Origin of the sequence: Mesorhizobium sp. B2-1-8 (assembly GCF_006442545.2) — a bacterium.
Taxonomy (GTDB): Bacteria; Pseudomonadota; Alphaproteobacteria; order Rhizobiales; family Rhizobiaceae; genus Mesorhizobium.
On the sequence record NZ_CP083953.1, the window covers coordinates 274,817 to 287,205 of the forward strand.

Annotated in this window: 11 protein-coding genes and 3 pseudogenes; 12 read left to right on the plus strand and 2 right to left on the minus strand. The window is 62.8% G+C overall.

What is annotated here, in order from left to right; all coding sequences use genetic code 11:
- Positions 1-30: 30 nt before the first annotated feature.
- From FJ970_RS32485 to FJ970_RS32505, 5 genes and pseudogenes are all read left to right on the plus strand, one after another.
- Positions 31-151 (plus strand): annotated as a pseudogene (locus FJ970_RS32485) (NADH-quinone oxidoreductase subunit D); the annotation flags it as partial.
- Positions 152-670: 519 nt separating this feature from the next.
- Positions 671-976, plus strand: a complete 306-nt coding sequence (locus FJ970_RS32490) for a DUF982 domain-containing protein (RefSeq protein WP_140761830.1) — start codon at positions 671-673, stop codon at positions 974-976.
- Positions 977-996: 20 nt separating this feature from the next.
- The gene (locus FJ970_RS32495; RefSeq protein WP_140761833.1) at positions 997-1,281 is read left to right on the plus strand and encodes a DUF982 domain-containing protein; all 285 of its coding nucleotides are present in this window, start codon (positions 997-999) and stop codon (positions 1,279-1,281) included.
- Between the two features lie 293 nt (positions 1,282-1,574).
- The gene (locus FJ970_RS32500; RefSeq protein WP_140761836.1) at positions 1,575-2,051 is read left to right on the plus strand and encodes an Hsp20 family protein; all 477 of its coding nucleotides are present in this window, start codon (positions 1,575-1,577) and stop codon (positions 2,049-2,051) included.
- A gap of 116 nt (positions 2,052-2,167) precedes the next feature.
- A complete protein-coding gene (locus FJ970_RS32505) occupies positions 2,168-2,677 on the plus strand; it encodes an Hsp20/alpha crystallin family protein (protein ID WP_140761839.1) in 510 nt (169 codons plus the stop codon).
- Between the two features lie 44 nt (positions 2,678-2,721).
- Here the strand turns inward: FJ970_RS32505 and FJ970_RS32510 are convergent.
- Positions 2,722-2,962, minus strand: a pseudogene (locus FJ970_RS32510) (Crp/Fnr family transcriptional regulator); the annotation flags it as partial.
- A gap of 480 nt (positions 2,963-3,442) precedes the next feature.
- Here FJ970_RS32510 and FJ970_RS32515 point away from each other — a divergent pair.
- Positions 3,443-3,679, plus strand: coding sequence for a DUF982 domain-containing protein (locus FJ970_RS32515; protein ID WP_246682484.1), 237 nt, complete (start codon positions 3,443-3,445; stop codon positions 3,677-3,679).
- 413 nt (positions 3,680-4,092) lie between these two features.
- Here FJ970_RS32515 and FJ970_RS32520 read toward each other — a convergent pair.
- Positions 4,093-4,428, minus strand: a pseudogene (locus FJ970_RS32520) (DDE-type integrase/transposase/recombinase); the annotation flags it as partial.
- Positions 4,429-4,967: 539 nt separating this feature from the next.
- Between FJ970_RS32520 and FJ970_RS32525 the strand changes: the two are divergent.
- From FJ970_RS32525 to FJ970_RS32550, 6 genes are read left to right on the plus strand one after another with little or no spacing between them, the layout of a single operon-like run.
- Positions 4,968-6,977, plus strand: coding sequence for a CocE/NonD family hydrolase (locus tag FJ970_RS32525; RefSeq protein WP_140761847.1), 2,010 nt, complete (start codon positions 4,968-4,970; stop codon positions 6,975-6,977).
- 17 nt (positions 6,978-6,994) lie between these two features.
- On the plus strand, positions 6,995-7,945 hold the full coding sequence (locus FJ970_RS32530; protein ID WP_140761850.1) for an ABC transporter permease: 951 nt from the start codon (positions 6,995-6,997) through the stop codon (positions 7,943-7,945).
- Positions 7,929-8,816 (plus strand): ABC transporter permease, encoded by an 888-nt coding sequence (locus FJ970_RS32535; RefSeq protein ID WP_140761852.1) that lies wholly within the window; start codon positions 7,929-7,931, stop codon positions 8,814-8,816. Before FJ970_RS32530 ends, FJ970_RS32535 begins: the two co-directional genes overlap by 17 nt.
- Positions 8,813-9,778: an ABC transporter ATP-binding protein gene (locus tag FJ970_RS32540; protein ID WP_140761855.1), complete on the plus strand. Its 966-nt coding sequence runs from the start codon at positions 8,813-8,815 to the stop codon at positions 9,776-9,778. Before FJ970_RS32535 ends, FJ970_RS32540 begins: the two co-directional genes overlap by 4 nt.
- On the plus strand, positions 9,775-10,803 hold the full coding sequence (locus tag FJ970_RS32545; protein WP_140761857.1) for an ABC transporter ATP-binding protein: 1,029 nt from the start codon (positions 9,775-9,777) through the stop codon (positions 10,801-10,803). The genes FJ970_RS32540 and FJ970_RS32545 overlap by 4 nt, the downstream gene beginning before the upstream one ends.
- Position 10,804: 1 nt before the next feature.
- Complete coding sequence (locus tag FJ970_RS32550) at positions 10,805-12,367, plus strand: ABC transporter substrate-binding protein (RefSeq protein WP_140761860.1); 1,563 nt, start codon at positions 10,805-10,807, stop codon at positions 12,365-12,367.
- Positions 12,368-12,389: the final 22 nt, after the last annotated feature.

Sequence of the window (12,389 nt, forward strand, 5' to 3'; positions counted from 1 at the left end):
TGGCCTTCGACATCATGCTCCTAGACGGGCATCCGCGCGCCTTCCTTCGCCCACTTGCAGGCAATGGCCTACCTACGCCGGGGATATGTCTGCCGAGGTCTCAGCGATCATCGGTACGCTCGACATCGTCTTCGGTGAAATCGACCGATAGCTGCGATCGGTCAGGATGGCATGTCCGAACCTGGCGCCTTCGGCTATGAATTCCGCCGCCGCATGAATTCCTCGGTGCCGGCCCCCGGCCGAAAACAGCGACATCGTTGCCTGCGAAACCGCTTGAGCGTCAGGACTGCCCTCCGCGAACCCATGCTCGCGGCAAACGCGATCGAAAAACCTGCTTCAGCAGTTTCATATCGTCCGCATAGGTAATGCCGCTGTCAGAAATGAAAGGGCCTTTCAAGGCTCCTCCCTTTGTCGGGGTGGAAGCACGTTCGTCGCTCACAGCCAGAAGCGTCCTTTGAATTTGCCGCCGATGGGGTGAATTTGCCGCCGATGGGGAGGCATAAGCGCTTGTCAGGCCATGTTGTGCTCGGTCGAAGCTGAAGAACCCCCGGGGCTGCCATCCGGTCTTGACGCTGAAGGCCGACCTTCACATATTTTTTCGCAGGTCGTCGCCGCTTGTTGGGACGACCATCATCAACCACCAGAAATCGTTCAAGAATTGGAGGTTTCTATGAGCGAGAAGACATTCGAGAGCCCCGTATTCGTGAGAGCCGCGGAAGGTCTCATTCGGGAAATAGCCTGCCTTGAGGATGCCTTCGACTTCCTTGATGAATGGCCTTCGCACCGGCGTGGCGTGATCTACGAGACTGCGAAGCGGGCGTGCTGCCGGGCCTTCGACGGCAGTGTGCCGTTGAAAGTCGCCCGCGACGCGTTCGCTGGCTTTGCCCGTTCGGTGAAAATCCTCGAGGATGTCGCCACGGCGATACCTTGGATGGCCGGCGCGCAGACGGGCCGGACCGGCGGCTTTGCCGCCTGACCGTTCGGAGGGAGGAAAAGATGCTATCCCAACCTTTCGAAAAGCCCGTTCGCGTTTGGGTCGGGCTTGGTTTTCCGCGGCAGCTCAACTCAGTTGTCGATGCATACCAGTTCGTCACGGATTGGTGTGGCAACAGTCCTGAGCAAAAGGCGGCGATCCGCGCCTGCAAAGCTGCGCTGGCCGGCGACATCGACGCAGAGACCGCGCGCGGTATTCTCGTGCAGTTCGCCAGGAAGAAGGACATCTTGGTAGAAGACGGAATGATCCCGCCAGTCAGAACCACACAGAAACCGTTGCATGTCTAATCAGCAATCGATCTCGGGGCGACGGCCATTTGGCCGCCGCCCCGCATCGCCAGCCGAAGCGCGCTCCATCCGTGGCGCAGCACAGTCTTCGAGATCGATATCTATCCGCCTGGCATCCCAGCCAGGATCTTTCCGGGCGGACTAAGCAGACTGCCTTTCAAGCCTTGAACGGCTAAATCGCCTAACTAAATCCTAAGATGCCGGAGGCCCATCTCGGGACCGGCATGTCGAACGGATGCAAAAAGCGTCCGACGGCAACCTTATACCCATGTTGCTCAAGGGAGGATGTGGCTATGAGAAACACTTTCGACTTCACCCCCCTGTTCCGGTCGGGCGTTGGCTTCGACCGAATGTTGAACGCGCTTGAGGCCGCGAGCCGTGTAGAGACGGTCGACAACTGGCCTCCCTACGATATCGCCAAAAATGGCGAGGACGACTACCGCATCACCATGGCGGTGGCCGGCTTCTCACAGAATGAGTTGGACATCACGCAGGAGCAGAACATACTCATGGTGTCCGGCCAGAAGGCGGCGGAGGACAATGCCGAATACCTGCATCACGGCATTGCCGAGAGGGCCTTCCGTAGGCGTTTCGAACTGGCCGATCATGTCAAGGTCCTGAACGCCAGTCTGGTCAACGGTCTTCTGACGATCGATCTCAAGCGAGAGATTCCCGAAGAGATGAAGCCGCGCCGGATCGAGATCGGCAGCGCCAAGGCAAAGCCGAAAGCCGAGGCAAAGCAGATCGAGGCCAACAAGCAGGCCGCCTGACGCTGCCCGGTGACCCAACCGGGACAAGGCGCCGGACGGTGTGTCCGGCGCACCGGAAAGCATTGTGACCCATGAAAAAGCATTGTGACCCATGAACGAACAGAAGGAGATGAACTATGAGTGTCCGTGATCTTATTCCCTGGAGCCGCGGCAATGGCGACCAGCTTCCGAGCGTCTTGCGCGACAGTGATCGCGACCCGTTCCTGTCCTTGCATCGTGAGGTTAACCGGCTGTTCGACGACGTGTTCCGTGGCTTCGATTCCAGCCTGCCGGCCTTTGGCAGGGCTTCTTCCTTCGGCGGCGGCTGGCCGAGCGTCGAGATTTCCGACGGCGAGAAGGAGGTGAAGGTGACCGCCGAGGTACCCGGTCTGGATGAGAAGGACATCGAGGTCCTGCTCGACGACGGCGTGCTGACGCTGAAGGGCGAGAAGCGTTCCCAATCGGAGGACCAGAACAGGCAGTTCTCGGAGCGGTACTACGGCCGATTCGAGCGCCGTATCCCCCTCGGTTACGAGATCGAAGAGGATAAGATCGACGCCCGCTTCAAGAACGGTGTGCTGACGGTGATGCTGCCGAAGACCGCGAAAGCGCAGTCACAGGCCAAGCGCATCGAGATCAAGCACTGAGGCGATTATGCCGGCGGCTGGCCCTAGCCGCCGCCGGCACCGTCCTTAGCGGTCCGTTGCTCGATCGAATGGGCCGCGTTGCAGGCGACCGGCTTGAAGACCTGTGCCATCAGGCAGTCGGGCGTAGCGCGCGAACAGATAGCGCAGGGTAAGCGAGCGCGTCTGCACCTCCTCGAACTCACGCAGATCGGCGCGGAAGAAGGATCGGCCCAGTTGCACTTCCGCGCGCGTATAGGCCGGGAGATGGCCCTGGCTCACGAAGCCGCCGATGGCGCCGTCATGGCCGGATGGGCTCGCGGGGCCCCAGATCGCAAGGGAGCTGTCACGCGATAAGGGCATGACCGTCGTCTTCGTGACAGGAAGCCCTGACCAGAGTCCGCCTGACTACGCTACGCCGGCGTGATCGGCGCATCACGAAGCCTTGGTCTCCCGAGGCGCTGGGAGCAGGTGGTGTTCCTGGTGCGCACACAGGGCGGGACAAGCCGACACCTGCAATTCTGAAATTCCAACAAATCGGCCCCAAAGGAGTAGTCACTCTCTTGAACAGAAAATAGGCGCTTCCAATATTTTTCACATAAAAGCGCTCAAAAGGGCCGGGGCAGGAATATTCCGTCTCCGCTTGCGGTTGTTCCCGTCCGACGGGATCGCTGACATGCTCTGACGCGCTCCACGGTGAGAAGGGAGGTTGCTATGGAAAGTGGAACGTTCAAGCAGCCGATTTTCGTAAGGGACGATGGCTTCGTTCTCCGAAAGATCGAGTGTGTTATGGATGCCATAGAGTTCTTGGAAGAATGGCCCATCGAAAGGCGTGGCCTTCTTCACGCGGCGGCATGTGAAACGTGCTGTTCCGCCTACGACGGCCGGAAGTCTGTCGAGGCGGCGCACAAAATCTTTACGACTTGGGCTCGCAGAGTCGGGCTGATCGAGGATGTCCCCGTGGCGCCGCCTTGGATGACGGGACCGAAGATCGGCGGCCTAGACCATTTGGAAGCTGGTGCTTGAATTCGCTGCGACGGCCTCCGTACCGCCGCAGCACCGGTCGATAGCGGAAAGAGGCTCGGTACAGAGCTGCCGGAGAGCGACATGGTCTCTGGTCATCTGGAACCACCACAAGCGTAAGTCCTTGGAGCGTTGGCTGGGAATGCGAGTTGGCAAGGGAGAAGTTGCCCCCGCCAGACAGGGCTTCCTGCCGACGCGGATGGTGACCGGACTACCAGCCGCTATCGGCAGCGCTCGCGTCCGGCCGTTTCGCAATGACCAATGACGGGTTGGATCCAGGCTCGCGCTTGGTCACAGTCGCTGGAGAAGCAACTTGGCAACTGCATATCAGGCGTCGTGGTTCTGTTGCAAACTCTGAATTTGGTACGTGGCCGCCGGGTCCGACCGTTGTTCAGATCGCGGTGGCCAGGAACGGCCGCGGCGGCAAAGGATTTGAAGCCGAGCATCGATCGCACACGGCGCTTGATGCGCCGATAATCCTGCTCGATGCGATTGTTCAAGTATCGACTTTTCCGGATTGTGATCGGCTTCACCCGGTGCCGGGAGCGTTCCTGCAAGCGATTTGTCGTGTCGCAGGACACGATCGCCTCGTGGTTGGTCTGGCTGCCGTCGATGACGACGCGATCGGGACGGCCATGGCGGTCCAGCGCCTTGCTGAAGAAGCGCTTGGCCGCAGGCAAGTCCCGGTTCTCGCTGAAATAGAATTCAACCGTGTCGCCCACGCTGTCGATGGCACGATAGAGATACATCCACCCCCGCGGATTGGAGCGCGTCTGCGCGGAATCCGATCGACATCCCTCCAGGTTGCGGCTTCCGCACCGCGACGCTAGGCGCTCCTAATCGCCGCTCGCAGGTGCATTGATGGCATTCGCGGCGACCATGAGCGCGAGGAAGACCACGACGCCGAGCCGGAACAAGACGGCGAAACCGTCAAGTGGTCACACGATCCACTTGAGTCACAGGCACGGAACTGCGCGTCTCATGGCGAGCGACTGCCATTTCACAGGTGTCGCGGGTAGGTGCATTGATAAGATGCCAAGCATTACCGGCAGCGCTTTGTGAACGGTCTGCTCCACTGCCGGTTGAATTCCTTCTTGCGCGCTCGGTGCGCCGCGGCCATCCCGGATGGCGGAGACGGGGACTATGGCTTGGCGATCTGCTCACGGGAATCTCGCTGGCCGCCCGCGAACAGGGCTGTCTTGCATTAGACATCAAAAACATCAGATGCGGGATTGCGCCGCAAATGCTCTTGTTGTACGAACGTTCAACAAGACATTTGTGGGTACCTGCCGTGGTACGAACCGAATTTCCCTTTGCCGTAGAAACCGTCGATCCGCTCTGGATCACGCTGGCTGACGGCACCCGCATAGCCGCCACGCTGTGGCGTCCCCGGACCGAGGGCAGGGTGCCCGTCGTCGTCGAGATGGTGCCTTATCGCCGCCGCGACGGCACCGCGGCTCGGGACGTCGATATCCACCCCTGGCTCGCCGGGCACGGCATTGCCTGCGCCCGCATAGACATTCGCGGCAGCGGCGATTCCGACGGCGACCTGGCGGACGAATACCTGCCGCGTGAGCAGGAAGACGCCTGCGAGATCATCGCCCAATTCGCGGCATTTTCCTGGTGCAACGGCAATGTTGGCATGACCGGCATTTCCTGGGGCGGCTTCAACGCGCTGCAGGTCGCGGCACGGCGGCCGCCGGCCTTGAAAGCTATCATCGCCAACTGCGCCGCAGACGACCGCTATGCCGACGACATTCACTATATGGGCGGCGCGCTGCTGACCGAGCAGGAGATGTGGTCGAACTTCATGCTGGTGAAGAAGGCGATGGCACCAGACCCGCAGATCGTCGGCGACGCCTGGCGCGGCATGTGGACGAGCCGTCTCGAGGCGACAAGCTCGTTGTCGGAAATCTGGCTCGCGCACCAGCGCCGCGACGGCTATTGGCGGCAGGGCTCGGTCTGCGAAGATCATTCCGCGATCGAATGCGCGGTCATGGCCGTCTGCGGCTGGGAAGACAGCTATTCGAATTTCGTGCCGCGCCTGCTCGAGCATCTGCCGGGGCCGAAGCTCGGCATTGTCGGCCCGTGGTCGCATGCCTATCCGTGCCGTGGCGCGCCGGGACCACTGATCGGCTACCTGCAGGAAGCGCTGCGTTGGTGGCGCCATTGGCTCGCCGGCGAAGACACCGGCATCATGGACGAGCCGCCTTACCGTGTCTGGATCACCGGTGAAGAGCGGCCGCGGCCTTTCTACCTGCCAGATCATGCCGGAAGCTGGGCCGCCGAGGATGCGTGGCCGTCGCCGCGAATCGAGCGCCGTGTGCTGCACCTGAACGCCACCGGATTGAGTAGCGAACCCGTTGTGGGCGCCGTGCTCCCGGTGCGCTCGCCCGCGACCGCTGGTCGCGACTGCGGCCGCTGGGGCGGCTATGGCGGCTCCTGTCCGGACATGCCCATCGACCAGCGACGCGAGGATGGGCTGGCAATTTGCTTCGATACGCTACCGCTGGACGATGACCTGACCTTGCTCGGCGCACCGGAACTCGATCTGCTCGTCACCGTCGACCAGCCGCATGTCAACCTTGCCGCCCGTCTTTGCGATGTCTATCCCGACGGCACTTCGGCGCTGATGACCTATGGCGTGCTCAACCTCAGCCATCGCGGCAGCCACGAGCATCCAACCCCCTGTCCGGTCGGAACACAGTTTCGAGTCCAGCTCAAGCTCAACGATTTCGCCCGCACGGTGCCCAAGGGCCACCGCATCCGGCTGGCGCTGGCCAACCAGCACTGGCCGATCCTGTGGCCGCAGCCAAAACTGTCGACCCTGTCGGTGGCGAGCGGTGACAGCACGGTGATGCTTCCGGTGCGCCCGCCCTCGCCACGCGACCGTGATGTCCGCTTCGAGCCGGCCGAAACCGCGCCACCGGTTCCGACCACGACGCTGGATGAAGGCTTCGACCGTCGCGTCGTCACCGACGATGTCGGCAGCGGCATTCAGACCATCGCGCTGACCTCGGACCATGGACGCAGGCGCTATGACGATCGCGGAATCACCGTGTCCTCGGCCAACAGCGACACGATGAGCATCAGCAGTGGCGATCCCCTGTCGGCGAAACTCGTCACCGAATATCGCTGGGCGATTGCCAGCGGCGATGCCGATACCGAAGCGACGGCGGTGACCGAGCTGACATCAGACGAAACCCATTTCAATCTAAGCTGGCGTCTCGAGGCGCGAGAACGGGGCAAGCTCGTCCACAGCGCTTCGGCAACGCGGCGCATCAGGCGCGATTTCGCCTGAGGCGAGGGGAGGAGGCCATGCTTGCATATGCAGTGAAGCGCATCGGTCTCGGTATCCTGATCCTCGTCCTCGTCATGGTCGCGATGTACTCGGCCGTCTTCCTGGTTCCGGGCGATCCGGCAACCGTCGCACTCGGTCCGCGCGCAACGCCGGAACTGAAGCGGCTGCTGATCGAGCGCATGGGCCTCGACCAGCCAGTCTGGTGGCAGATCGTCGCCTTCTTCCGCAACGCGCTGACCGGCAATCTCGGCTACGACGTCTGGTCGAACCGGCCCGTTTCCACGCTGGTCCTGGAGGCCCTGCCGAACACGCTGATCCTTGGCCTGACAGCGCTGGCCGTCGCGCTTCTCATCGGCGTGCCGCTCGGCTGCCTGTCGGTGATGCGGCGCGGCACCTCGGCCGATGCTGTCATCGGCGTGCTCTCGGTCGGCGTCATCGCCGTGCCGTCCTTCGTCGTTGCCATCTATTCGCTGCTGCTGTTTGCGGTGACGCTGCGCTGGCTGCCGGCCATCGGCGCCGGCGAGGCAGGTGACTTCATCAGCCAGGCCAAGGCGCTGGTCATGCCGGCCGCGGCCATCGCACTCGGCTGGATCGGTTATATCGCCCGCATGGTGCGGGCCTCGATGATGGAGGTGATGGGCGAACCGCACATCCGCACCGCGCGCTCCTTCGGTCTGCCGGAGTGGAAGATCGTCTCCAAATACGCGCTGCGCATCGCCATCATCCCGACCATTTCGCTGGTCGCCGTCGGCCTCGGCAGCATCCTGTCCAGCGCCGTCTTCGTCGAGGCGGTGTTTGCCCGGCCCGGCATCGGCAAGCTGATCACCGACGCTGTCAACACCCGCAACTATCCGGTCGTCATGGGCACGGTGCTGATCATGACCGCCATCTACGTCTCCATCACCATTGCCGCCGACCTGTTGATTGCGCGGCTCGATCCGAGGGTGCGCGATGTCTTCCGTGGTTGAGACCTCTATTTGCGCGCCCGATCGACAAAGGTTTCCGCTGCTGTGTGCGTTGCTTACCGATCCGTTCACCTGTGTGGCGCTGATCCTGGTCGTGGGGTTCCTCGTCACAGCCGTCCTCGCGCCGTGGCTCGCGCCCTATTCTCCGGTCAAGATCGACGTGCTGCACAAGTTGCAGCCGCCATCGGCCGGGCACTGGTTCGGCACCGATCATCTCGGCCGCGATCTCCTGTCGCGCGTCATTTACGGCGCGCGCACCGCGCTGACGATCGCCATTGTTTCGGTGGCCATCGCCGGCGCCATTGGCCTGATGCTCGGCCTGATCGCTGGCTACGGCCCGCGCTGGCTCGACGCCATTCTGGTGCTGACATTCGACAGCCTGAACTCGCTGCCGATGATCATGTTCGCGCTCGCCATCATCACCGTGCTCGGCGCTGGCACCGGCACGCTGATCATCGTCATCGCCGCGACCTCGTTTCCAAGCTACGCCAGGCTGATCCGGGCGCAAACGCTGGCGCTGAAGAACAGCGACTACATCCTTGCCGAACGACTGATCGATGCCGGTGCCGCGCGCATCATCTTCATCCACCTTCTGCCCAATGTCGTCGGTCCGCTGATCATCCTCTTGTCGATGGACATCCCGGTCGTCATCATGGTGGAGGCCGGTTTGAGTTTCCTTGGCCTGGGCGTCCGTCCGCCAACACCGTCCTGGGGGAGCATCCTCTATGACGGCTACACCTCGATCCGTTCGGCCCCCTTCATGGTGATCTTCGGCGGGCTGCCGCTGGTGCTCGCCACACTCGGCTTCACCTTCCTCGGCGAAGGTCTGCGCGACTATCTCGATCCGCGCCTGCAACTGCGGAGGCCGGCATGACCGGCTCGCTCGCCGCCAATGACCTCAGCGTCCGCTATGAGACGCCGCATGGCAGCGTCCATGCGCTGCGCCATGTCGACATCGAGGCGCATCCGGGCGAAGTGATCGGCATCGTCGGCGAGAGCGGCTGCGGCAAGTCTACGCTGGTCACCGCCTTGGCCAACCTGTTGCCGGCCAATGCCCGCATCGACGGATCGATCAGCTACAACGGCGTCGACCTGGCAAAGCTCGACGCCCACCGCCAGCGCCTGCTGCGCGGCGACGAGATCGCACTGGTCAGCCAAGACCCGATGACGGCGTTCAACCCGGTGCTGACCATCGGCGACCAGCTCGTCGATTTCCAGCACCATCGCAAGGATCTTGGCCGGGTACAGAAGCGCGCGCGGATCGCCGCCATGCTTGGCCGCGTCGGCATCGCCGATGCCGAGCGCCGGATGCAGAGCTATCCGCATGAACTGTCGGGCGGCATGCGCCAGCGTGTCGCCATTGCCGCCGCCTTGCTGACCGATCCCGGCCTCCTCATCGCCGACGAGCCGACCACGGCGCTCGATGTCACCATGGAGGCGCAGATCATCCGTCTGCTGCGCGAGCTCCGCCGTGAATACAACGGCATCATCATCGTCGTCTCGCACCATCTCGGCGTCATCGCCGAACTCTGCGACCGGGTCTACGTCATGTATGCCGGCGAGGTGGTCGAGGGCGGCGAGGTCGATGCGATCTTCCACGACGCCAGGCATCCCTACACCCAGGCGCTGCTCGCCTGCGATCCCGCCCGGTTCCATGAGCGGTTGGACAGGCTGCCGACCATTCCAGGCTTCCTGCCCAACCTGACCCAGCCACCCACGGGATGCGTCTATGCACCGCGTTGCGGCCGCGCCTTCGCGCCATGCGGTTCTATCACCCCACCGCTGGTGAAACTCGCCGCTGCCCATGTCGCACGCTGCCACGCGGTGATGCCATGACCCCGCTGCTCGCCGTGGAAGACCTGTCCGCGAGCTTCGTTCGCGGCGGCTTGCTCAATCGGCTAATCAATCCGTTCCCTCTGCCGGGCTTCAACGTCATCGACGGCGTGACGCTGTCGCTGATGCCGGGCGAAACGCTCGGGCTGGTCGGCGAATCCGGCTCCGGCAAGACGACGCTGGCCCGCACCATCCTCGGCCTTGTCGTGGCAGCGGCGGGCCGCATCGTCTTCGAGGGCAGGGACGTGGCGACGCCGGCCGATTTCCGCGCCATGCGACGGCGCTCGGCGATGATGTTCCAGGACCCTGTCGCCTCGCTCAGCCCGCGCCTGCGCATCGGCACGCTGCTCACCGAACCGCAGATCATCCAGGGCGAGCCGATGCCGGACCGCCGCGTCGCCGCCAAGGCGCTGCTGGCGCTGGTTGGGTTGCCATCATCCTTCGTCGACCGCTTTCCGCACGAGCTGTCTGGCGGGCAGGCGCGCCGCGTCGGTGTCGCCCGCGCCTTGGCGATGAAGCCGCATCTGCTGCTCGCCGATGAGCCGACCGCAGGTCTCGATGTATCGGTGCAGGGCGATGTGCTCAACCTGATCGGCGAGCTCAAGCGCGAACTCGGTTTCGCCGCCATGATCGTCACCCACAACTTGGCCATGATCCGTCACGTCAGCGACCGGCTCGCCATCATGTATCTCGGCCGGCTGGTCGAAACCGGACCGACACTAGATGTGTTTTCCGCGCCGATGCATCCCTACACGGCGACGCTCATCCGATCGGAGCCGATACCCGACCCGCGCAGGCGTAACCACAACCCGGCCGTCACCGGTGAGATTCCGAGCGTGTTCCGGCGGCCTTCGGGCTGCGAGTTCCACACGCGCTGCCCGATCGCCCGCGAGCGCTGCAGGACCGAGCCGCCTGCCTATCGGTCGATGGGCGCCGGCCGGATGGTGCGTTGCCATTTCCCGCTGGAGACCGGCGGGCAAGAACGGGAAGCGTTTTCACGCGCTTCCGCAAACCAAAGGGGAAACTGACATGACGCAATGGACCATGGACAGACGTGCATTCCTGAAGGCAGCCGGCGCGCTGGGCGCTGGTCTCACGATGAAGCCAGGCTTTGCCTGGTCGGCCGTTGGCGACACGCTGCGCATGCGAATGGAAGGTGACCTGCAGTGCCTCGATCCTGCCTTCATGAATGGCGGCATCGAGGATGTCATGATGCGCGGCATCTACGTCTCGCTGAACCATTTCGGCGATATCCAGAAAGGCTCGCCATGGTCGCTGTGGGGCGCCGAGAAGCTCGAACAGAAAGACCCGAAAACCATCGCCTTCACCTTGATCGATGGGATGAAATGGTCTGGCGACTTCGGCGCGGTCACATCAGACGACGTGAAATTCTCGTTCGAGCGCATCGCGGACAAGGCTCTCGCATCGCCCTGGGCCTATCAGTTCGAGAAGCTCGACCAGGTCGAGGTCGTCGATGCTCGCAACGGCATCATCCACCTGAAAGAACCATACCAGCCGATCTTCGTCACCAGCCTGCCTTACTATGGCGGCCACATCATCAGCCGCGCCGGCACCGAGAAGGCGGGCGGCAAATTCACCACGCAGCCGCCGGCGACATGCGGGCCTTATCTCTTCAGCGACTGGCAGCAGAAGCAGAAGGTGACGCTGACCGCCAATCCTGACTGGCCGGGTCCGAAGCCGGATTTCAACAAGGTCGAGATCTATGTTGTGGCAGACGATCAGGCAGCGCAACTCGCCTACGAGGCCGACGCCTTCGACTACACCAAGATCGCCATTTCGGCGACCAAGGCCGTCAAGGCGAACCCACCAGCGGACACAAGTCTGATCGAGGCGCAGTCGACACGATATGTCTGGCTGACCATCAACATGCTGAGCCCGCGGCTCAAGGATCTGAAAGTCCGCCAGGCCGTGCAGTACGGCGTCGATGTCGGGCAGATCCTCACCGGCGTCTATGACGATCTAACCAGGCGTTCCACCGGCGTCGTCCAGCCCGGAACCAAATTCGCGCGGGCCGGCAATTTGATCGCCGCACCGGACTATGAGAAGTCCGCGTCGCTGCTCGCGGAAGCCGGCGTTAGCGACCTGTCACTGACCTTGACGGTGATGAACGATTCCATCCGCACCGCGACCGCCCAGATTATCCAGGCCAGCCTCGAACAGGCCGGCATCAAGGTCGAAATCCAACCGTATGACGAGGCGGCATTCTGGGGCGTCGGCGACAAGACGCAAGGCGATGGCTACAAGAACATCGATCTGGCACTGATGGATTTCGCCGGCGGCATCGATCCTTCCGAAAACCTGGTCTGGTTCCGTCCCGACCAGATCGGCGCCTACAACTGGTCGGGCTTCGACAGCCCCGAATTCGAGACCAGCTATCAGCAGCTGGTGGCGGAAAGCGACGAGGTCAAGCGCATCGCCCTGTCCAACCGCATGGAGGATCTGATGGAACAGTCCGGCGGCTTCGTCTTCATCTGCCACCAGCCGCTGGTCGCCATCCACAAGACCGCTTTCGAGCCGGTCATCTATCCCGACGGCCATCCCAATCCGGTGCTGTTCAAGAAGAAGGCATGACCGCCTCCGTGGACAGGAGGGG